The sequence below is a fragment of the Megasphaera stantonii genome (genome assembly GCF_003367905.1).
Classification (GTDB): domain Bacteria; phylum Bacillota; class Negativicutes; order Veillonellales; family Megasphaeraceae; genus Megasphaera; species Megasphaera stantonii.
The window spans coordinates 1023263-1045315 of record NZ_CP029462.1 but is presented as its reverse complement, the minus strand read 5'-3'; the positions used below and the strand labels follow the sequence as shown (position 1 = coordinate 1045315).

Here is a 22053-nt window from a genome sequence, read left to right as displayed (position 1 = left end):
GCGAAACACTATAGGATAAGAGAGGATATATCATGGCAGTTGAAGACAATCAGCAGAAAGACAGGACGCACCGCACCGAGCTGCAGCTCACGTGCCCGGCCTGCGGAGGCGTCGGCGCATTTTCCACATGGGACTGCATCGACGGCGGGGAAAACGCTGAGATGCGCCGGCGCGTGCTTCACGACGAAGGATTATTTTTTTATCAATGCCCCCATTGCCATAGCCAGATACATGTAGAAAGCCCCTGTTTGTACGTCGACAAGCATAAGAAGTTTATGGTATGGCATATACCGGACCCCAAGACGCCCGTTACGTCGGAAGACGTGCGCTCCTTTTTAGGCGGCGATTCGTTCGCAGAGTACCGCTGCCGGGCGGCGCTGACCTGGGGTGAATGGCGGGAAAAAATCATCGAAATAGAGAGCGGATATGACGACAGGCTGTATGAAATCATCAAATACGGCGCGTACCAGCTCGTCAAGGAAGGAGATCGGGAAAAGCTGCCTCTGGAGGCCTATCACATCGATTTGACCGAAGGCGGCGGCAGCGAGGACGTGTCTCTCGTGTTCCTGGAACGGGACCGTAAGGGCATGGGATACGTATACGATATTACGCCGAAGGCGAAAGAAGTGACGTCGGATATTTTCCTGCCCTTATTGGAGCGGATTCCCGCTATGAACGAAATGGGGCGGTTCGACCGCTTCAGCTACTCCTGGGCCCAGCAATTTATGGCCCAGGTTTTAAAAGCTGCGTCGTCGGGACAGGAGGCGTATAGCCAGCTCCTCGGATTTTGGGTGCAGACCCTGGGCAAGGAGCTGTTCCATGCGGAGATACAGCCGGCTGAATAAGGATACGATTCGCATAAGAGACACGTGTTTTCGGCGGAAACCCTGCCGGAGGCGCGTGTTTTTTATTTTCGGCCCGGAAAATTGACATATGATTTAATAAAAAATATAATAAGCATTATATTTAGAAGCTGTCGGCAGGCAGCAGAATATGTATTTGGATAAGGAAGTGGATGCAGCATGTTTTGTAAATGGCGGCGCATCATGGCAGTCGGCCTGTGCGCCTTGATTTTAGCAGTCTGCTCCGGCGTAAGCGGGAGCGCGGCTCAGGCGGCGGTACCGTCGACAGGCGCGGAAGCGGCCTGCATGATCGATGCCGATACGGGAAAAATATTGTATCAGGTCAATCCGACAAAGTGGATGCACCCGGCAAGCACTACGAAAATCGTGACGCTCATCACGGCGTTGGACCAGAAAGAAGACGAGCTGGACCAGCCGCTGAAAATTTCCAGCTACGCGGCGAATACGGAGCCCTCTTCGCTGGGCATTGCGCCGGGAGATAAGCTGAGCGTGCGGGAAGCGCTGCGCGGCATGATGGTCGTATCGGGGAACGACGCTGCCGTCGCCGTAGCGGAAACGCTGGGCGGGTCCGTAGCCGGGTACGCCGACATGATGAATGCGGAAGCTGTGAAAATGGGGGCAAAGCACACGCATTTCGTCAATCCTCACGGCCTGACGGCGGCGAAGCACTACACGACGGCCGTCGATATGGCAAAGATGGCGGCCTACGGCATGAAGAAATTCCCGGAATTCCGCCGTATCGTAAGCCTTACGTCGTACGACGTGCAGTATCTGGACGGCCGGACGCCAAAGCACGTCACGACGACGAACCGCTTTTTGACCAGCGGGTATAAGGGCGCCGACGGCATCAAGACGGGCTTTACCAATGCGGCCGGCGACTGCCTGGTCGCATCGGCGACGCGGAACGGCCGCACGCTCCTCGTCGTCCTGTTCAACGACGACAACCGCTGGGAAGATGCGCCGGCTATCCTCGATTACGGGTTCCGGCGTCTTCAGACAGGCAAATAAGTCTTTCTATTCATCTGGCGCAGAGGGGGAATTTCAATGGCGCACATGTTGATTATTGGGGGAACGGGCACGTCAAGTGCCTGGGAAAAAGGCTTTTTTGAAAAGAAAGGATTCGACGTTGTTGCCGCGGCCAGCGGAAAAGACGGGCTGGTAGCAGCAAAGCAAGGAGGGGCCGACGTAATCCTGATTCATTCGCCCTTGCCGGATGGGGACAGCATCGGCCTGTGCTGTCAGATCCGCGCGGCCCAGAGCGTTCCGGTGTTTCTCGTCGCAGAAAGGGGCTGCGACGAAGAACAGATCAAGGCCTTGGAAGCCGGGGCGGACGACTATATTACGGCTCCCGTTTCGCCGGCCGTCATGGCGGCGCGCATCGAAGCGTGCTTGTCTATGCGCCGTCGGCTTCTGGAAGAACGGCGGACCGTCGGCGAAGACGCCGATATATGCGCCGGCGATTTAACGATTTTTATTCGCCGCCGCCAAGCCTTCCGCGGCCGGACGGAAATCCCGCTGACCGTTAAGGAATTCGACTTGCTGGCATTTTTAGCCGGCCATCCCGATCAGGTGTTTTCCAAGCAGGAGCTGTTTAAACAGGTTTGGCATCTCGACGCCAGCGGCGATTTGGCGACTGTGACGGTACATATCAACCGGCTGCGGGACAAGCTGAATCAGGTATCGCCGGCCTTTACGGCCATTGAAACCGTATGGGGAAACGGCTACCGATTTCAAACTGCATAAGCAAATACTAAAAAGACCCTGTCTGAGCCGTTTCAGACAGGGTCTTTCGTATCGTATAAAAGAATGGGAACCCGTTAGAATTCCGTATCCTCCAGCAAGCTGACCTTGCCGAAGCGGGTTACGAGATCCTTTCGTTCCATTTTCCACTGCAACGACGCGATGCTGTACGTCGGGTCGTAGTTGGGCGACTGCATGTTGAGGATGCCGCAGACAAATTCATAGGCTAAATCATTGGTAAAGAACTTATCTTTATTTTGTTTGACGGCTTCGACGACTTCGGGATTGCGGGCCTGATAGCCTTCCGATAAGTAGCAGAACATGGGAATGCGCAGCACCTTGAAGGAGATGTCGTCGGGCTGGCGGCCTTTGTCGGGATCGCTGCCGTGATCGGAGAAATAAATCATGGCGTCTAAGTTGAGATTTTCCTTGGCGTATTCGAAAATCTGCGACAATACCCAGTCCGTATACAGGACGGTGTTGTCGAAATCGGCCTGCTGATTTACCGTGCCGTCGTTAAATACCTGGAATTCCTTGGGATAGCGGTTGCGGTATTCAATGTGGCTGCCCATGAGGTGAAGGACGACGAAGTTCTTTTCATTCGGGTCGACGCGCTGCAGGAACTGCAGGAGCGCGCCGTCCATCGTCGACTGCTTCAATTCCTGGTCTACCCATTCGGATACGTCAGCGGTCTTGGCGACGAGCGTGATGGGCGTGTCGGCGACGCCGATAGAGCCCTGGTTGCTGAACCAGTACGTCTTGTAGCCGGCCTTTTTCGCCATATCCAAAATGGAAATGGAAGAATTGAATTCCTTATTATTATAGAAATTGGCTTCCGTCAAGGCCCGTTCCAAAACGGGGACAGTGTACCAGACGCAGCTGTAAGCGTTGGAAAACAGCGTAAAGTCCGAGTCTTCCTTCATAGATGTCAGCCACGGCGTATTTTCCACGTGATTCGGGTTGAAGGCGTGCATGAGGGTCCGCGTTTCCGATTCGCCGATGACGACGACGACCGTATTGGGAGACTCGGACGGGTTCAGCTGGACCGCCTGCAGGGCGGCGAATTTGCCGTCATGGTTTTCCGCGTACAGGGCGGAGCGTTCCATGTAATCGTGCGTATCGATAAAGGTGCGGATCGGGAAGGCTTGGGGGAAGATTTCTTCGCCCAGCGCGCCGACAGATGGGAAAATAATCAGCAGCGACAGCAAGGGGAGAATCTTTCGGTATACAGGCGTGCGGGGCAAGGTCTTCTGCGTGTAGTTGGCGAAGAGAAGGCCGCCGATTAAAAGCGCTACGAACAATGCGATGAATACGATGCGGCCGACGCCGAGGGAATGGAAGTATTCCAGCGTTTCCGCCGGCCCCGTTTGGAAGATGAGCAGCGCCCCCGACGTGGTAATGCACGAGTGGTACAGGGCGAAGTACACCCACTGCAGGGCGATGATGAAGAAGGCCGCGAACTGCACGGCCGTCATGATGGCCGCGCTGATTTTGCGGTTTAAAAACTGCCGGGCCGCCATGTTCAGACAAAAGAGAATGGCGAAGAGATACAGGCCGACGTAAATATCGTACATATTATTTAAATACACTGTATTTTGCTGTATCAGCGTGATGTAGCTCAGATAAGGCCCCGTCACGATCCAGCTGACGGCGATGAGGGCCGTCGGCACGACGGAGGCGATGCATAGATGACGCCAATACAGGGCCAGGGACAGGACGACGGCTCCTACGGCTGGAATCAGCCCGACCGTCATGTGATGAATATTATCAGGCCCCAGGCCGAGGGACACGAGAAACTGCCATTGATAGCACAAGGCGTAGATGACGAAAAACGTGCATAGCAAGTAAACGAGCCTGCGTCTTGAAACGGCAGAAGAAAAATCCGCTTTCAACGAAGACAAGGACAGCCGCTGCGGTTTATTGGCGGGTTTTACCATGGAATGTCACCTTTCTGTAAATAATGTAAATACTGTGTAAATGCATGTATCGACCTTATTATACATCAAAATACAGGGTTTACATAGTAGCGGCAGCCGGGGAAATCGAGATTTTTTTCAGATTTAAGGCGACGTGAAGCCGCGATGGGTCTCACTGAGAAAAGAGATCACGCTTTTATCTTCTTGGCAAGGCCTTCCCAACAGCGTAAGACGCCGAATGTCCTGAGGCGGCAGGGGGATTTGAAAAAAAGAGGCGTGTTCTGCAAAAATTATAAAAAAAGTACTTGCCAAAAGAGCCGGAACATGATAGAATACTTTTTGTCGGAACGCGAGACGTTCTGAAAAGTATGAAACGGCCCCGTGGTGTAGCGGTTTAACATGTCGCCCTGTCACGGCGAAGATCGTCGGTTCAAATCCGATCGGGGTCGCCATATTTTTTGCTCAGGTAGCTCAGTCGGTAGAGCAGGGGACTGAAAATCCCCGTGTCGGCGGTTCAATTCCGTCCCTGAGCACCAACAATTACACATGCGGTTGTGGCGGAATGGCAGACGCGCTACTTTGAGGGGGTAGTGAGCGAAAGCTCGTATGGGTTCAAGTCCCATCAACCGCACCAGGAAAAAGAGTTGTCGAGAAATTGACAGCTCTTTTTTTCGTAATATTCATTAATATCATAATACTCATGCGAAAGGGCAGGTGACAGCAGAATGATTATTGCAGCTTGCGTAGACGACGCTATGGGGATGGCCTTCAATCATCGCCGGCAAAGCCGGGATGTGCTCCTGATACGGCGTCTGCTGCAGCGCGCGGCGGGCCGGACCGTGTGGATACATCCGGACAGCGCCGTGCTGTTTGAAGCGCAGGAGGCGGGCAGCGTACGCGCTGCCGAGGATTTTCTGCAGCAGGCCGGCAGCGGCGATATTTGCTTCGTAGAAACGGCGGCCTTTGCGTCCTGGGCGGACGAGATTGAAGAAATATGGCTGTATCGCTGGAATCGGGCCTATCCGGGAGACGTATTTTTTCCTATTTCCCTGACGCAGGGATGGAAGCTTGCGGAAAAAACGGATTTTTCGGGAAATTCCCATGCATGCATTACGGAGGAGATTTATAAAAAATGAAAAAATGTATATCTTTGTTATTGACGTTGGTTGCGGCGTTGTGTCTGATTTTGTCGGGATGCAGTAGTACGGAGACTTCGCGTCCGGTACAGGCCAGCTCTGTATCGGCTGCCGCGTCGTTGGCCGACATACCAGCCTTTTCCGGCCAGCCCTACGTCGTTCTTCATGACAATAAGCCGGATTTTTCGGAAAGCGACTTTTCGGAGTCGTCCTTTGAGCGGTATAGCCCTTTAGATTCGCTGGGACGCTGCGGCGCCGCCTTCGCCAATATCGGCAGGGATATTATGCCGACAGAAAAGAGGGGCGCTATCGGTCAGGTGAAGCCTTCAGGCTGGCAGGTGGCGAAATACGACAGTGTCGACGGCAAATATTTGTATAACCGCTGCCATCTCATCGGCTATCAGCTGTCGGCGGAAAATGCAAATAAGCAAAACCTCATTACGGGCACACGGTATATGAACGTACAGGGAATGCTTCCCTTTGAAAACATGGTAGCCGACTATGTGAAGGAAACGGGAAACCACGTGCTGTACCGGGTTACGCCGGTCTTTCAGGGAAAGGAGCTCGTCGCCCGGGGCGTGCAGATCGAAGCGGAATCGGTAGAGGACAAGGGCGCCGGCATTTGCTTTAACGTCTATTGCTATAATGTCCAGCCAGGCATCGTCATCGACTATGGAACGGGCGAAAGCCATGCAGAAGGCGGCGGAACCGTGCCGGCTCATGACGGAACAGCTCCTGTCGGCGCAGACCAAACCGATACGTACATATTAAATACGAACTCTAAAAAATTTCACAAGCCTTCTTGTTCCGGCGCTAAGACCATAAAGAGCCAGAATAAGGAAACCTATACCGGCTCGCGCGGCGACTTATTGGCCCAGGGATATTCACCCTGCGGCAGCTGCAAGCCTTAGATATTTTTATATTGTGCAATGAAAGCCCCTGTCGGCAGTGGGCTTTCATTTTTTTGTAGATGCTGATACTCTTTTGACTGCTTGGCCTTTTGCGGTTTCTTTCGTCAACTGCCGAAGGCACCCCGCGCTGTAAATTCTCACTGACCTTCCTCGGTCTCGCAGAAGGGCAGAATGTTAGGTAAAAGACAGTGGACTATTGCCTCGATTTGAGTGGAATCGTGGTGTTATGGATTCGCATTCCTCTTCGTGCGGCAGCTTTTTTGTGTTTCCAGCCAGAAGGAGGAGTGCTTGGCTGTTAGTAATGATGGAATATAGGTTTAACGATATACGTAAGGATATACGGCGCGCCGCTGAGCTTTCGGACGGCGTCCTTTCTATTTTACGTCCTTTTTACGGGGCGCGTAAGAATTTTTTACAGCTTATTTTCTATTCTTCTTTTTTACTATGTATGGTATAATAAACCAATATAGTACTTTTATTTTAGTACTCAGGAGGGAGTAGATTAATATGAATGAAATCTTTACCAGACGCAGCGTTCGAAAATTTTTGCCGACTATGGTTGAAGATGAAAAGATAGAACTCTTGCTGCGCGCCGGCATGGCCGCCCCTTCCATGGGAAACCAACAGCCTTGGGAATTTTACGTCGTTCGTGATAAACGGGTGATTCAGGATTTATCCCGCTGCAGCCCCTACGCCGGCTGCGCGGCAAATGCGCCTGCGGCTATCGTCGTTTGCAGCCGTGATACAAACCAGCGCTTCCCGGCCTTCGTCAACCTCGATTTAAGCGCCTGTGTAGAAAATATACTGCTGGAAGCAGTTCATTTGGAATTGGGCGCCGTGTGGATCGGCGTTTCGCCGTATAAATCGAGAGAAGTCATCGTCCGCCGCGCCGTAGGCGTTCCCGAAGGCTTTACGCCCTTCGCTATCGTATCCTTCGGCTATCCGAAGGACAGCGGCAACGAACGGCTGAAAGAAGACCGCTACGACCCGTCCCGGGTTCATTATCTCTAATTATATACGTACGGATTCAACAGGTGCTTGAGCAAATCAGGCGCCTGTTTTCGTAAAAAGAGGGGATTGGAGCTATGTTCAACATCGGAATGGGCGAGATGATCGTCGTAGCCGTCGTCGCCCTGTTCGTCTTCGGCCCGGGGAAACTTCCGGAAGTCGCGAGAGCCTTCGGGAAGGGCCTGCGGGAATTCCGAAAGGCCATGCGCGACGTCGCCGACGACATCCATGCCGGGGACATACAGGAAGTAAAAGAATCGATTCAAAAGGATATAAACGACGTGAAGCACATAGGAGGAAGCCATGGAGACAAAGCCCGATAAGGCGGAAGAGGAAATCGCGGTCGCGCAGAGCGCAGCAGACAGCGATAACTCTCCCGTTAAGGAGAACCAGGACGGAGAAATGCCGCTGAGCGGACATTTGCAGGAATTTCGCAGCCGCCTGATTATCTGCCTGGCAGCGGTAGCCGTTGCCAGCGGCGTTTCCTATAATTTTGTAGAGGAAATCATCGACGTCATATCGGCTCCGGCAGGCAAGCTGTATTTTCTCAATCCGGCAGAAGTCTTTTTCTCGTATATTCAGGTAGCCGTGTGTACGGGCGTGTTGGTGACGCTGCCGATTATTTGCTATGAACTATGGGGCTTCGTCCGTCCGGCCCTGATGCCTTCCGAGCGGGCCGCCGTGTTCTGGCTTATTCCAACGGCGGTGCTGCTGTTTTATGCCGGCCTGGCCTTTTCGTATTACGCCGTATTTCCGGCGGCCGTGCTGTTTTTTATGGGATTTGCTACGGCGTCGCTGCAGCCTATGTTTTCACTCAGCTCGTACTTGTCCTTTTTTATTGCTTTCATGCTGCCCTTCGGCGTTGTCTTCGAGCTGCCCCTCGTCTTGTTTTTCCTGGCGAAGATGGGTTTGATTACGTCGGCCTTTTTGAAATCTAAGCGGCGCGTTCTCATCGTCGTCGCCTTTATCTTCGCCGCTGTCGTGTCGCCGACGACGGACGTGTTTACGCAGGTTATGATCGCCGTGCCGATGATTGTATTGTATGAAGCGAGCATCCTGTTGGTGCGGTTTATTTTGAGAAAATAACATAATATTTGCAGAATATTGCAGCATGAAGCGAACAGAAATATAATGTGAAAGGCCGTTCAGTGCACTATGAAGACTGGACGGTCTTTTTTTATGCATTTTATAGGCTGTAGTTATGGAGCAATAAATTAACGTTATTTGCTTTTATTTTCCGTATTTTACCTAAAAATTACGATATATAAATATAATCTTTGCAAAGGGGACGTATACTGCAACAAGAGTGTTGAAAAAGGAGGACATCCCCTATGCTGGAGTTAAAGCATATTGTTAAAAAGTATGATGAAAAAGTGATTCTTAACGATATTTCCCTGACCGTGGAAGACGGCGAAATTATTTCTATCTTAGGACCTTCAGGCGGCGGCAAAACGACGCTGCTGAACGTCATTTTAGGAATTACGCCGCTCAGCGGCGGTCAACTCTTGTATAAGGGCGAAGATTTAAGCCGCGTTCCCATGCAGAAGCGGGGATTCAACATCGTATTTCAGGATTATGCGTTGTTCCCCAACCTGACGGCCTATCAGAATATCGTGTACGGCTTGCGCAATAAGCCGGGCATTGCGACAAAAGAAGAAGTTGCCGATCTCATTCGTCTTCTGGACCTGCAGGACCACGTCGATAAGCGCATCAGTCAGCTTTCGGGCGGCCAAAAGCAGCGCGTCGCTTTAGCCAGAACGCTGGTGATGAAGCCAAAGATTCTCCTGCTCGACGAACCGCTCAGCGCGCTGGACGGCGTTATTAAGGAATCCATTAAAGAACGCATCCGCACCATTGCCAAGCAGTATCATCTGACGACGATTATCGTAACCCATGACCCGGAAGAGGCCCTTACCTTGTCTCATCGGGTGCTTATTTTGAACGGCGGCAAAATCGCCCAGTTCGATACGCCGGACAACATTATCCATGCTCCGAAGGACGATTTCATCAAAAAGTTTATCTTGTCGCAGCTGCAAATCAAGCGCGACAACATTTACAAGCTGTTTGAACCCGGCGCGATGCCTGCGGCGCGGCAGGCGCAGTAAAGGAGAAGGTCATGGAAAAAGAACGAATAGAGTTAAAGTTTATATTCGGGCTTATATGCGTCGTCTTTTTAGGCGCCGTTTGCTGTCCCTTGGCTATCTTGCTCAGCAAGTCCTTCTTGCAGGCTTCCGGCGGCGTCGGATTGGAAAATTATCTGGCCGTGCTGAACAATGAGGAATTTTTACTGTCCCGAGCCTGTGAAAAAATCTCTGTAAACATAGATCTTCTATGATACTCGGTAAGCTGAAAGCGAATTTGAGAACTTTCAGCTCATGGTTTATATATAACAACACATGCTGAACATGTCAAGTACAGACAGGATTTTCGCCTGCTTTTGCCAGCTATGCGTTACTCTGGGAGTCGGCCTTCGTACATTATGCTCAGTTCCCCATACACCTGTCCCCAGTTTCGGATTGGCATGGTCCATTTTTTGGTGGCTTCAAACGTCGCCAGATACAGGGCTTTTAAAAGCGCTGTATCGCTTGGAAATACGCTTCTCTGACGGTTCAGCTTCCGGTAGGTGGAATTCAGGGATTCGATGGCATTGGTCGTGTAAATCACTTTTCTTACGTTCATGGAAAACTTGAAAATTGGGCAGATGGCATCCCAGTTTTGCTTCCAACTTTTCATGGAATTCGGATATTTTACAGACCATGTTTTGGTTACCCTTTCCAGAGATTCCAAAGCCTGTTCTTCAGACGGAGCCTGATAAATAGTCTTTAAATCATTGGCAAAAGGCTTACGATCCTTGTCTGCTACATATTTCAGCGTGTTTCGTACCTGATGTACGATGCAGCGCTGGTATTCCGTGTTAGGATAGGCTGCGGCGATGGCTTCTTTGATCCCGCTCAGGCCATCGGCACAGAGAATCAGGATATCTTTTACCCCGCGATTTTTCAATTCATTCAGCACGGAAAGCCAATATTTTGCGCTCTCATTGTCTCCGACCTGAATCGTCAGAACTTCTTTTTGTCCGTCTATGTTGATTCCCAGAATGACGTAGGCTGCCAGCTTCCGGATCACTCCGTTATCCCGGACAGAATAATGAATGGCATCAATATAGAGGACAGGATACACTTCCGACAGCGGGCGTTTCTGCCAGTCTTCAATTTGAGGCAGGATTTTATCGGTTACATCGGAAATGAAGCCTTCGGAAGCCTCAAATCCATAGATATCCTCTAACGTTTCTGAAATTTGCCGGGTCGTCATTCCCTTGGCATACATGGAGATAATTTTCTGGTCGATAGAAGAGATATCTTTTTGCCGTTTACGGACCACCTGCGGTTCGAACGTGGAGTTGCGGTCCTGCGGTACCTGGATATCTACGGTACCATACCGGCTGTTGACCCGCTTTCTCTTATACCCATTGCGGTAATCCTCGCTGTCAGACCGCTGGGATTTCTGATAGCCAAGGTGTTCGTCCATCTCGGTTTCCATCATTTCTTTGATGGTACCGCCCAGCAGGTCTTTCAGTGCTTCCTGAATATCTTCTGCGGATTGAATGTCATATTCTTGAAACAGTTGTTGAATAATGCTGCGTTTTCCTTCGGTCATAATGACCTTATGTACCGGTTTCTTTTCTCTTGCCATGATACTAAGCCTCCTATGATTTAGATTGTATCATAGAAGACCTATACCTGGCAGTTATTTACAGAAAAAGCTTCACATAGTCACTGTCCCTGCGCAACAGCTTTGCCGTATCGGGACTGGAAGCCTTCATCACAGTCGTGCTGGCCTTTGTATTGGCTTATGGCCTTCATTATACGAAGCTTCCTGAGAAATTTAAATCTGTCGTACAGATTCTCATCATCCTTCCCATGTTTCTGCCGACCTTAACCTATGGGTTTGCCGTCATTTATTCCTTGGGCAAACAGGGGTTAATTACTCAGATTATCGGGCACCAGCTCTTTTCCATTTATGGATTTTGGGGATTGCTCATTTCCTACGTTATCTACACGCTGCCGCCAGCCTTTGTTTTGCTGTACAACGCCTTTAAGTACGTAGACAAACATTTCATCATCGTATCGCAGATTATGGGCGACAGCCCGCTGCGCACGTTCTATATTACGAGCGTGCGTCCTATGATTGGGACGATTGCCGCAGCCTTTATTCTTTCCTTCTTCTTATCCTTTACGGATTTCGGTATTCCTGCTTCTATCGGAGGACAGTACACCGTCGTGGCGACGCAGCTGTACATGGTCATGATGGGCGCCGTGCCTGATTTCCAGTCCGGCTCGGCTATTGCCGTCATCATGCTGATTCCGTCTATCGTCGCCGTGTGGCTCCTGCGGTTTACAGAACGCTTCAACTTCCGCTACAACAAGATCAGCACCTTTGAATTGGCCGACGACAAGGTGCGCGATGGTTTCTTTGCCGCCGTGTACGTCGTCGTGATTGCTGCGATCTTCGCTATTTTCGCCATCATGTTCATCGTACCCTTTATCAAGAGCTGGCCCTATCAGGTCGTCTTTACGACGGAAACACTGCAGCGCATTTTGAGCGACCGGTCCATTGAAACGGTATATACGAACTCCGTCATGGTAGCCGCCGCCACGGCCGTCATCGGCACGGTCCTGGCCTACATGGCCGCACTGGTCAACGCCCGCTCCCAGCTTCCCGGCGTCTGCAAGATGCTCATGGACGCCTGCGCCATGGTGACGAATACCGTTCCCGGCATGGTCCTCGGCGTGGCATTCTTGTTTGCCTTTACGGGCTCGCCAATTCAGAACACCTTCATCATCATTATCCTGCTGAATTCAGTCCGCGAATTTACGACGCCGTACCTCATGATTCAGGCTTCCCTGTCTAAGATCAACATGTCTTGGGAAACGACGGGGGCTCTGATGGGCGATTCGTGGCTGAAGACGATTTTCCGGGTCATCATTCCCAACACGATGTCGACGGTGTTCCAGATGCTCAGCTATATCTTCATTCAGGCTATGGTCACGATCAGCGCCATTATCTTCGTCACCGGCGCCCGCACGATGGTCATGACGACGAAGATCACCCAGGCCCAGTATTTTGAAAAATACGACGAAGTATTCGTGTTGTCCCTGCTCATTTTCCTGACGAATATCATCGTCAAGGTCATCTTCGATTATCTGTCGAGCCATGACGATATCGTGCTCCATGTCAAGCAGAAATTCCAAAGCATTTTCGGCAAAGAGGCCAAACGGCAGAACGCCGGCCTGGAAGATTTGCCGGAACGCATATAAAAATCACAATATGTATCAGCTACTACGAGGAGGATTTACATCATGAAAAAATGGTACAAGTATTTAATCGCCGGATGTTTGGCCGTGACTATGGCCGCCGGATTTGCCGGCTGCGGCAGCAGCGGCGACAGCGCGTCGGCAGACGAACAAGTCGTCATCTATACCAACGCCGACCCGGAAGCGCAGGACGCCTTCAAGCATGCCTTGGACAGCAACGGCTTTGAAGGAAAATATGTCATGCAGGCCTTCGGCACGTCCGAATTAGGCGGTAAGCTCATGGCCGAAGGCACGAATATCGAAGCCGACTTGATTACCATGAGCACCTATTATATCGATTCGGCCCAGAAGGAAAACAAGATGTTCGCAGACTTGACCTTCGACGCCAAGACCTTGCAGGAAACGCCGTCGTATTACAAGCCGACGACAGGCCAGTTCGGCGCCATCTTCGTCAATACGGAAGTATTGCAGAAGGAAAATCTCCCCATGCCGAAATCCATTAAAGACTTGACCAACCCCGTATATAAAGATAAGATTTCCCTGCCTGATATCATGGGCTCGTCTACATCCTGGCTGCTGGCCCAGGCCGTGTTCGACGCTTACGGCGAACAGGAAGGCGCAGCTATCTTGAAACAGCTCGAAGCCAACGCCGGCCCGCACATGGAAAAATCCGGTTCCGGCCCCCTCAAAAAAGTTAAGGCCGGCGAAGTGGCCGTCGGCTTCGGCCTCCGTCATCAGGGCCTGATGGAAGAACAGAAAGGCTTGCCCATTAAAGTCGTCGACCCGACGGAAGGCAACTTCTTCCTCACCGAAGGCGTAGCCGTTATCAATAAGGCCGACAGCAAGAAGAAAGAGCTGGCTATGAAGATGGCCGAATGCATCGTCAAGAACAGCCGCCAGGAACTGCTCAAATTCTACCCCATGGCCCTGTATGAAGGCGAAACCGTAGACAAGACCTTCGAACCGGCCTATCCGAAGCAGTATAAGGAAGCGCTGACTGTAGACCTCTTGAAAAAGCATCAGCAGCTCATTAAAGGATAATCGAAGAGAAAGCAGGTAACGAATTATGGATAAAAATAAATATAAATTGCTCACTCCGGGGCCGCTTACGACGACGGAAACGGTAAAAGAAGAAATGCTCGTCGACTTGTGCACCTGGGACGACGACTATAAGAACATGACCCAGGAAATCCGGGCGGAGCTCCTCCGCCTGGCCCATGCGGAATCGGGATACACGACGGTTCTCATGCAGGGCAGCGGCACCTTCGGCGTAGAAGCCGTCTTGTCCAGCGTCATCAAGGATACGGACAAGCTTCTCATCGCCGTAAACGGCGCGTACAGCAAGCGCATGGCGGAAATCTGCCGCTATCACCGCCTTCCCTACGCTGTCGTTGAAACGGCGTACGATACGATTCCCCAGGCGGACGCTATTGAAGAAGCCTTAAAAGCCGACCCGGCCATTACCCATATTTCCATGGTCCACAGCGAGACGACGACGGGCATTCTCAACGATATTGCCGCCGTCGGCGAAGTGGCGAAGAAGTACGGGAAGAAATTCATCGTCGACGCTATGAGCAGCTTCGGCGGTGTCGATATCGACGTGCCGGCTCTGGGGATTATGTACCTCATCAGCAGTGCCAACAAGTGCATCCAGGGCGTGCCGGGCTTCTCCTTCATCATTGCCAAGGAAGCTGATTTGAAGGAAACGAAGGGCACGGCCCGCAGCCTGTCCCTCGACGTATACGCCCAGTGGGAAACGATGGAAAAGGACGGCGGCAAATGGCGCTTCACGTCGCCGACACACGTCGTCGCGGCTTTCCGCAAGGCGCTGGAAGAACTGCGCGCCGAAGGAGGGATTGCGGCCCGTCACGAACGGTACGCCCGCACGAACGCCGCCCTTCGCGAAGGGATGGAAGCCCTGGGCTTTACGGCGTATATCGACAAGGACGTGCAGGGGCCGATCATTACGACCTTCCTGTATCCGGAAACCATGTCTTTCGACTTCCAGGATATGTACGCCTTCCTGAAAGAACGGGGATACGTCATCTATCCGGGCAAGCTGACGGCCCAGGATACGTTCCGCCTGGGCAATATCGGCGAAATTTACGACGAAGACGTACAGAAAATTCTGCAGATTTTCACAGATTATATGAAGGGATTGAAGTAAGACGATGAAAATAGAAGGAATTATCTTTGACTGGGCAGGCACGACGGTCGACTTCGGCTGCATGGCTCCTGTCCGGGCCTTTATGGACAGCTTTGCCGCCAACGGCGTAACCGTTACGGAAGAAGAAACGAGAAAGCCCATGGGGATGCTCAAGCGCGACCACATCCGCACGATGCTGTCCATGGACCGCATCGGCGAAGCCTGGAAAGACGCAAACGGCAGCGCTTGGGCGGAAGAAGACGTAGAAAAAGTTTACAGCCATTTTGAACCGGAGCTGTTGTCGACGCTCGCCAATTATTCGAAGGTAAAGCCCGGCGTCATCGAGACGGTAGCCAAGCTTCGGGCTATGGGGCTGGCCATCGGCTCGACGACGGGATATACGGACGTCATGATGGACATCGTCGTCAAAGCCGCGGCGGACCAGGGCTATGAGCCGGACTGCTGGTTTTCCCCTGATTCGACGGACGGCAAGGGACGCCCGTATCCCTATATGATCTTTAAAAACATGATGAAGCTGGGCCTGTCGGACGTACGCTGCGTCGTCAAGGTCGGCGATACCGTGTCGGATATTAGAGAGGGCAAGGCCGCCGGCGTCTGGTCCGTCGGCATTATCGACGGCAGTTCCGTCATGGGGCTGAACGAAGACCAGTTCAACGCCTTGAGCGAAGAAGAAAAAACTCAGAAGCGTCAGGACGTGCGGGCCGTATTTGAAGGAGCCGGCGCAGACTACGTGATCCAGAATATTACAGAATTACCAGCTGTCGTCGAAGCGATTCAGCATCGGTAACGCCTCTCCCTGCCTGCCGTGCAGCAATGTGCGGCGGGCTTTTTATCATTTTCGGAAGGATTCGGGGATAACTCAGCAGTTCTTATTTTGTATACAGTATTTATTCCGTATATAACGATTCCTTCTCTTGTAATGTTTTCCTATTTTGTTATAATTAAAACTACAGTGAAAAGAAAAGGTAATATACCTATCATTCATTGTTATGTACTGTAAATCATTACTCAGGAGGGTATTTTCATGAGAAAAATTCGTTCGGTTTTAGTGGCCAACCGCGGGGAAATCGCTATCCGCGTATTCCGTGCCTGCAACGAGCTGGGAATCCGCACCGTAGCTATTTACTCCAAAGAAGATTCGCTGTCTCTGCACCGTTTCCGTGCGGACGAATCCTATCTGGTTGGGGAAGGTAAGAAACCGGTAGATGCATATTTAGATATTGAAGATATTATCCGCATTGCCCATGAACACGACGTAGACGCAATCCATCCGGGGTACGGCTTCTTGTCCGAAAACGCCGATTTGGCGAAGCGCTGCGAAGAAGAAGGCATTATTTTCATTGGGCCTAAGGTCGAACATCTCATCATGTTCGGCGATAAAATCAACGCCCGTATTCAGGCTAAAAAAGCGGGCATCCAGTATATTCCCGGCAGCGACGGCCCGGTTATGAATTATGAAGAAGTCGAAAAATTCGCCCGCGAAGAAGGCTTCCCCATCATGCTCAAAGCCGTCAACGGCGGCGGCGGCCGCGGCATGCGCATGGTCAACCGCATGGTTGATTTGCGCGAAGCCTATGACCGGGCAAGGTCAGAAGCTAAATTGGCATTTGGCAACGACGAAATTTATTTGGAAAAGTGCATCGTCAATCCGAAGCACATCGAAGTCCAGATCATGGGCGACGAACACGGCAACGTCATCCACTTGTTCGAACGGGACTGCTCTATCCAGCGCCGTCACCAGAAGGTAGTCGAAATCGCTCCGGCCTTCTCCTTGTCGGAAAAGCTTCGCCATGACATCTGCGCCGCGGCGATCAAGCTCATGAAGAACGTCAACTATGTCAATGCCGGCACAGTCGAATTCCTCGTTACGCCTGATGAAAAATTCTACTTTATCGAAGTTAACCCCCGCGTACAGGTAGAACATACTGTCACGGAAATGATTACGGGTATCGATATTGTGCAGACCCAGATAAAAGTGGCCGAAGGCTATGCGCTGGACAGCAAGGAAATTGCCATTCCGTCGCAGGAATCGATTCATTGCCAAGGTAATGCCATCCAGTGCCGTATTACGACAGAAGACCCGATGAACAACTTTATGCCGGATTCGGGCAAAATTATGGTATACCGCAGCGGCGGCGGCTTCGGCGTCCGTCTCGACAGCGGCAATGCGTATACCGGCGCGATTATTACGCCGTATTATGATTCCCTTCTCGTTAAGGCTACGACATATGCGCTGACCCATGAAGGGGCTGTGCAGAAAATGCTGCGTACGCTGAAAGAATTCCGTATCCGCGGCGTTAAGACGAACATCGGCTTCCTCATCAACGTGCTGAAATCGCCGGAATTCGTAGACGGTTCGTACAATGTCAACTTCATTGACAACCATCCGGAACTGTTTAACCTGCCCGTCGTACAGGACCGCGGCACGAAGCTGCTGAAATACATCGGCGACACGACGATTAACGGCTATGCTGGCACTGGCCATCAGGAAAAACCGGAATTCGAACGATTGGAAATGCCGACAGCTGTAGCAGGTGAGTATCCGGCCGGCACGAAGCAGATTTTCGATTCCATGGGGCCGGAAAAGTTCTCTAAATGGATTCTCGACCAGAAAAAAGTTTTGGTTACGGATACGACGATGCGTGACGCCCATCAGTCCCTGATGGCTACCCGCGTCCGCACCATCGATATGCTCCGCGTTCTCGAAACGGCGTCCAAGAAGCTGCCGCAGTTCTTCTCCTATGAATGCTGGGGCGGCGCGACCTTCGACGTCGCTTACCGCTTCCTCTATGAAGATCCGTGGGAACGTCTCCGCCAGATGCGCGAAAAAGCGCCGAACATTTTGCTCCAGATGCTCATCCGCGGCGCAAACGCCGTAGGCTACACGAGCTATCCGGACAACGTCGTCAAGAACTTCGTCGAACTGTCGGCGAAAAACGGCATCGACGTATTCCGTATTTTCGACAGCCTCAACAGCCTGGACAACATGTACGGCACGATTCAGGCCGTCCGCGAAACGGGCAAGATCGCCGAAGTCGCCTTGTGCTACACCGGCGATATCCTCGACAGCTCCCGCACGAAATACGATTTGGCGTACTACGTCAACATGGCGAAGGAACTGCAGAACGCCGGCGCAAACATCATCGCCATCAAGGATATGGCCGGCCTGCTCAAGCCGGAAGCGGCATACCGCCTCGTTTCGGCTCTGAAAGAAACGGTCGACCTGCCGATCCATCTCCATACGCACGACGGCTCGGGCAACGGCGTCGCGACATTGAGCCGCGCCGTGGCTGCCAACGTCGATATCGTAGACGCAGCTTACTCGTCCTTTGCCGGCGGCACGAGCCAGCCGAGCATGAACACGCTGTACTATGCGTTGAGCGGCACCGACCGCCAGCCCGATCTGGACATCGACGCCATGGAAGAAATGTCCCGCTACTGGGCGACAGTTCGTCCGTACTACAAGGGCGTAGACAAGGCCGAACCGTTCCCCAACACGGAAGTATACCAGCATGAAATGCCTGGCGGACAGTTCTCCAACCTCCGTCAGCAGGCGAAAGCCGTTGGCCTCGGCGAAAAATGGAACGACATCAAGAAGATGTACCACGACGTCAACATGATGTTCGGCGATATCGTCAAGGTAACGCCGTCGTCTAAGGTCGTCGGCGACATGACGCTGTTCATGGTGCAGAACGGCCTGACGGAAAAAGATGTCTACGAAAAGGGCGATATCCTCAACTTCCCGCAGTCCGTTGTAGAATTCTTTGAAGGCCGCTTGGGCATTCCCTATCAGGGCTTCCCGGAAAAATTGCAGAAGATTATCCTCAAGGGCCGCAAGCCGTTGACGGAACGTCCGGGCAAGAGCCTGGCTCCCGTAGACTTTGAAGCCGTCCGCAAGAAGCTGGCCGGCGCAGGCTACAAGCATGAAGACGAAGATATCAACGCATACTGCCAATACGAAAAAGTATTCAAGGATTACAATGAAAACGTCAAGCTGTACGGCGACGTAAGCGTATTGGATACGCCGACCTTCTTCTTCGGCATGAAGAAAAACGAAGAAATCCACGTTGAAATCGAAAAGGGCAAGGATTTGGTCATCACGATGATCAACATCAGCGACCCCGACGAAAGCGGCATGCGTACCATTACGTTCATGTTCAACGGCGTCGAACGTGAAATCCAGGTACAGGATAAGAGCGTCGACATGAAGACCGTGACGAGACGCAAAGCCGACCCGTCTAAGGTAGGCGATATCGGCGCCACCTTGTCCGGCTCCGTCGTCAACGTCCTCGTATCGCCGGGCCAGAAGGTCAAGAAAGGCGACGACCTCGTCGTAACGGAAGCCATGAAGATGGAAACGACCATTACGTCTCCTATCGACGGCACTATCGGCGAAATCTACGTCACCAAGGGCCAGGCCATCATCAGCGGCGACTGCCTCCTGGAAGTATTAGCCTAATAGAATATGTACCTGCTGAACAGGCAGGAAAAAAACGCCAAGCATGCATTCCGTGCTTGGCGTTTCCTTTAGACGGAGTGCCTCTATGGTTGCGGCGTGAAAGCTGCGGCAGGCAGGGGAAAATCGATTTTGTTGCAGGCGGCCGAAGTATGGTATAATGAAACACACCTCATGCCGCAGGAAGCGGCAGAGCTGGTTGCATTAAAAGAAAAGGAGCATATATGACTACGAAACATCATATGGTTACCCTGTATATATTGGGAAAACGATGCACTGTGCCTGATGATTTAACGATCATGCGGGCCATGGAGTACGCCGGCTTCCGCCTCGTGCGGGGCTGCGGATGCCGCAGCGGGTTCTGCGGAGCCTGCGCCGTCGTGTACCGCATTCAGGGCGAGACGAAGCTGTATTCCGCCCTGGCCTGTCAGACGAAGGTAGAAGAGGGGATGTGCGTTGGACGCCTGGAATCCTTTCCCATCAATAAAAAGGATTACGATATCAACAATCTGCCCCTGGCCGGCAACGTCGTAGGGCAGTTTTACCCGGAAATCTACAACTGCATTCATTGCAACGCCTGTACGAAGAGCTGCCCCCAGGGCATCAACGTCATGAAGTACATCGCCCTGGCCCAGCGCGGCGATTACGAAGGCTGCGCCGAAGAATCCTTCCGCTGCGTCGCCTGCGATATCTGCGCCTCCCGTTGTCCGGTAAAGATCAGCCACAGCGCGGTCAGCCTCATGGTCCGCCGCCTGACGGGCCGGTATATCGCGAAAAAAAGCGTCCATCTGGATCAACGGGTGCAGGATATTGAGGCCGGGCTGTACGATGAGGAATTGGAACGTCTTATGCATTTGTCCGATAAAGAAATTCACCGGCTGTATGAAGCGCGGGACATGGAAAGGTAGGCGGCACCATGAAATATACAGAAGAAATGCTGGCGTCGCAGGCCTGCGTAGACGCTACGCGGAACGAGCGCCTGTACGCGGAGCTTCGCCGGTATACGGCTCAGGAAAAGCAGGAGCTGCTGCGGAATTATCATCCCGATTACAGCCATAAGGATTTTTCTATTTTGATGGTCGGCCCCAATAAAGGCGATAAGGTGCCCAGCGAGCTGGCGGCGGTTCTGGAGGGAAAGAGCCGCCTTCTCAGCGCGGACTTCGACTTGAGCCATATCGAGCACGATGCGGACGTCCTCATCATCGGAGGCGGGGGCGCCGGGGCCGCGGCGGCTATTGAAGCGCGCCAGCACGGCGCGTCCGTCCTGCTGGCGACGAAGCTGCGTCTCGGCGACGCCAACACGGGCATGGCTGAAGGCGGCATCCAGGCGGCCGATAAGGAAAACGATTCGCCGGCTATCCACTATTTAGACGCTCTGGGCGGCGGTCATTTTAAAAATGTGCCGGAACTGCTGAAATGCCTCGTCATGCAGGGGCCTGCGGCGATCCAATGGCTAGGCGGCCTGGGCGTCATGTTTGATAAATACGACGACGGCACGATGGTCACGACTCACGGCGGCGGCACGTCGCGCAAGCGGATGCATGCCTGCGGCGACTATACGGGAGCCGAAATCATGCGGGTCCTCCGCGACGAGGTGCGCGACGAAGGCGTAGAAGTCCTGGAATATTCGCCGGCTGTAGAGCTCATTTTAGATGAAGAAGGCAAAGCGGCCGGAGCCGTATTGTATGACTTCGATACGCAGGAATACCATGGCGTCCGGGCGAAAAGCGTCATCATCGCCACGGGCGGCGCCGGGCGGCTGCACTATCAGGGATTTCCTACGTCCAATCACTACGGCTCGACGGCAGACGGGCTGGTGCTGGCCTATCGGGCCGGCGTGCCTCTGGTATACGCCGACGCGATACAGTATCATCCGACGGGAGCCGCTTATCCGCCGCAGATTTACGGCGCCCTGGTGACGGAAAAGGTCCGTTCCCTCGGCGCGATGCTGGTCAACAAGGACGGCGAAGCCTTCCTGCATCCGCTGGAGACGCGCGACGTCGTAGCGGCGTCGATTATCCGCGAATGCCTGGCCCGCCATAAAGGCGTCCATGCCCTTCACGGGCCTGCGCTGTGGCTCGATACGCCAATGGTAGATATGATTCACGGCGAAGGGACGATGGAGCGGCGGCTGCCGGCGATGATTCATATGTACGAGCGGTTCGGCATCGATATCCGCAAGCAGCCTATTTTAGTATATCCTACCCTTCATTATCAAAACGGCGGCATCTGCATCGACGAGCGCAGCGCGACGAAGATTCCCGGCCTGTATGCAGCAGGGGAAGACGTCGGCGGCATTCACGGGACGAACCGGCTGATGGGCAACAGCCTCCTCGACATCATCGTCTTCGGGCGCATTGCCGGCAGGGAAGCGGCGGCCTACAGCCGGACGGCGTCTCTGGGGGCGCTGACGGTAGCGCACGTGCAGCGCTTTGAAGAAGAGCGGGAGGCGGCCCACGTGAAAAACGGGACGCCGTCGCCGAAGCTGCTGCCGAACTATACCCATAACCGCGGTACGAGAGGATGACGGCGATGAGAGAA

General features: G+C 52.8%; 20 protein-coding genes and 3 tRNA genes. 21 read left to right on the top strand and 2 right to left on the bottom strand.

Annotated elements, in window-relative coordinates; translation table 11 throughout:
- The first annotated feature begins 32 nt into the window (after window positions 1-32).
- The 3 genes from DKB62_RS04935 to DKB62_RS04925 all read left to right on the top strand — a co-directional run bounded on the left by DKB62_RS04935 (window position 33) and on the right by DKB62_RS04925 (window position 2606).
- A complete protein-coding gene (locus DKB62_RS04935) occupies window positions 33-845 on the top strand; it encodes a CpXC domain-containing protein (RefSeq protein WP_107196486.1) in 813 nt (270 codons plus the stop codon).
- 177 nt (window positions 846-1022) lie between these two features.
- Window positions 1023-1871, top strand: a complete 849-nt coding sequence (locus tag DKB62_RS04930; protein ID WP_232818827.1) for a D-alanyl-D-alanine carboxypeptidase family protein — start codon at window positions 1023-1025, stop codon at window positions 1869-1871.
- Window positions 1872-1907: 36 nt separating this feature from the next.
- A complete protein-coding gene (locus DKB62_RS04925) occupies window positions 1908-2606 on the top strand; it encodes a response regulator transcription factor (RefSeq protein ID WP_107196487.1) in 699 nt (232 codons plus the stop codon).
- Window positions 2607-2680: 74 nt separating this feature from the next.
- Here DKB62_RS04925 and DKB62_RS04920 read toward each other — a convergent pair whose 3' ends face one another.
- Window positions 2681-4540 carry a phosphoethanolamine transferase gene (locus DKB62_RS04920; RefSeq protein ID WP_107196488.1) on the bottom strand — a complete coding sequence of 620 codons (1860 nt, stop codon included), beginning with the start codon at window positions 4538-4540 and terminating at the stop codon, window positions 2681-2683.
- Window positions 4541-4894: 354 nt separating this feature from the next.
- Between DKB62_RS04920 and DKB62_RS04910 the strand changes: the two genes are divergently transcribed.
- The 10 genes from DKB62_RS04910 (at window position 4895) to DKB62_RS04865 (ending at window position 9909) form a co-directional block, all read left to right on the top strand.
- Window positions 4895-4971, top strand: a tRNA-Asp gene (locus DKB62_RS04910).
- Between the two features lie 8 nt (window positions 4972-4979).
- Window positions 4980-5055, top strand: a tRNA-Phe gene (locus DKB62_RS04905).
- A gap of 12 nt (window positions 5056-5067) precedes the next feature.
- Window positions 5068-5153, top strand: a tRNA-Leu gene (locus DKB62_RS04900).
- A 91-nt stretch (window positions 5154-5244) separates the two neighbouring features.
- Complete coding sequence (locus DKB62_RS04895) at window positions 5245-5655, top strand: ribonuclease Z (RefSeq protein WP_107196490.1); 411 nt, start codon at window positions 5245-5247, stop codon at window positions 5653-5655.
- Window positions 5652-6566: a DNA/RNA non-specific endonuclease gene (locus tag DKB62_RS04890; protein WP_107196491.1), complete on the top strand. Its 915-nt coding sequence runs from the start codon at window positions 5652-5654 to the stop codon at window positions 6564-6566. The genes DKB62_RS04895 and DKB62_RS04890 overlap by 4 nt, the downstream gene beginning before the upstream one ends.
- Window positions 6567-7073: 507 nt before the next feature.
- Window positions 7074-7577: a nitroreductase family protein gene (locus DKB62_RS04885; protein ID WP_087478224.1), complete on the top strand. Its 504-nt coding sequence runs from the start codon at window positions 7074-7076 to the stop codon at window positions 7575-7577.
- A gap of 74 nt (window positions 7578-7651) precedes the next feature.
- Window positions 7652-7897 carry a twin-arginine translocase TatA/TatE family subunit gene (tatA, locus tag DKB62_RS04880; RefSeq protein ID WP_107196492.1) on the top strand — a complete coding sequence of 82 codons (246 nt, stop codon included), beginning with the start codon at window positions 7652-7654 and terminating at the stop codon, window positions 7895-7897.
- Entirely contained in the window at window positions 7878-8660 is a 783-nt protein-coding gene (gene tatC, locus DKB62_RS04875) for a twin-arginine translocase subunit TatC (RefSeq protein WP_107196493.1), read from the top strand. Before tatA ends, tatC begins: the two co-directional genes overlap by 20 nt.
- A 245-nt stretch (window positions 8661-8905) precedes the next feature.
- Window positions 8906-9679 carry an ABC transporter ATP-binding protein gene (locus tag DKB62_RS04870; RefSeq protein WP_107196494.1) on the top strand — a complete coding sequence of 258 codons (774 nt, stop codon included), beginning with the start codon at window positions 8906-8908 and terminating at the stop codon, window positions 9677-9679.
- 11 nt (window positions 9680-9690) lie between these two features.
- Window positions 9691-9909: a hypothetical protein gene (locus tag DKB62_RS04865; protein WP_107196495.1), complete on the top strand. Its 219-nt coding sequence runs from the start codon at window positions 9691-9693 to the stop codon at window positions 9907-9909.
- 116 nt (window positions 9910-10025) lie between these two features.
- Here the strand turns inward: DKB62_RS04865 and DKB62_RS04860 are convergent, their stop codons facing one another.
- Window positions 10026-11267, bottom strand: coding sequence for an IS256 family transposase (locus DKB62_RS04860; protein ID WP_107196844.1), 1242 nt, complete (start codon window positions 11265-11267; stop codon window positions 10026-10028).
- 137 nt (window positions 11268-11404) lie between these two features.
- Here DKB62_RS04860 and DKB62_RS04855 point away from each other — a divergent pair, with 137 nt between their 5' ends.
- The 8 genes from DKB62_RS04855 (at window position 11405) to DKB62_RS04825 (ending at window position 22039) form a co-directional block, all read left to right on the top strand.
- Entirely contained in the window at window positions 11405-12892 is a 1488-nt protein-coding gene (locus DKB62_RS04855; RefSeq protein ID WP_198643431.1) for an ABC transporter permease subunit, read from the top strand.
- Between the two features lie 42 nt (window positions 12893-12934).
- Window positions 12935-13930 (top strand): extracellular solute-binding protein, encoded by a 996-nt coding sequence (locus DKB62_RS04850; protein WP_087478229.1) that lies wholly within the window; start codon window positions 12935-12937, stop codon window positions 13928-13930.
- Window positions 13931-13955: 25 nt separating this feature from the next.
- A complete protein-coding gene (gene phnW / locus DKB62_RS04845) occupies window positions 13956-15056 on the top strand; it encodes a 2-aminoethylphosphonate--pyruvate transaminase (protein ID WP_087478230.1) in 1101 nt (366 codons plus the stop codon).
- Window positions 15057-15060: 4 nt separating this feature from the next.
- On the top strand, window positions 15061-15843 hold the full coding sequence (gene phnX, locus DKB62_RS04840; RefSeq protein WP_087478231.1) for a phosphonoacetaldehyde hydrolase: 783 nt from the start codon (window positions 15061-15063) through the stop codon (window positions 15841-15843).
- 237 nt (window positions 15844-16080) lie between these two features.
- Window positions 16081-19515: a pyruvate carboxylase gene (locus tag DKB62_RS04835; RefSeq protein ID WP_107195236.1), complete on the top strand. Its 3435-nt coding sequence runs from the start codon at window positions 16081-16083 to the stop codon at window positions 19513-19515.
- Window positions 19516-19611: 96 nt separating this feature from the next.
- Window positions 19612-19740 (top strand): hypothetical protein, encoded by a 129-nt coding sequence (locus DKB62_RS12875; RefSeq protein WP_255378483.1) that lies wholly within the window; start codon window positions 19612-19614, stop codon window positions 19738-19740.
- The gene (locus tag DKB62_RS04830) at window positions 19737-20420 is read left to right on the top strand and encodes a 4Fe-4S dicluster domain-containing protein (protein ID WP_232818720.1); all 684 of its coding nucleotides are present in this window, start codon (window positions 19737-19739) and stop codon (window positions 20418-20420) included. The genes DKB62_RS12875 and DKB62_RS04830 overlap by 4 nt, the downstream gene beginning before the upstream one ends.
- An 8-nt stretch (window positions 20421-20428) precedes the next feature.
- Entirely contained in the window at window positions 20429-22039 is a 1611-nt protein-coding gene (locus DKB62_RS04825; RefSeq protein ID WP_107195237.1) for an FAD-binding protein, read from the top strand.
- Window positions 22040-22053: the final 14 nt, after the last annotated feature.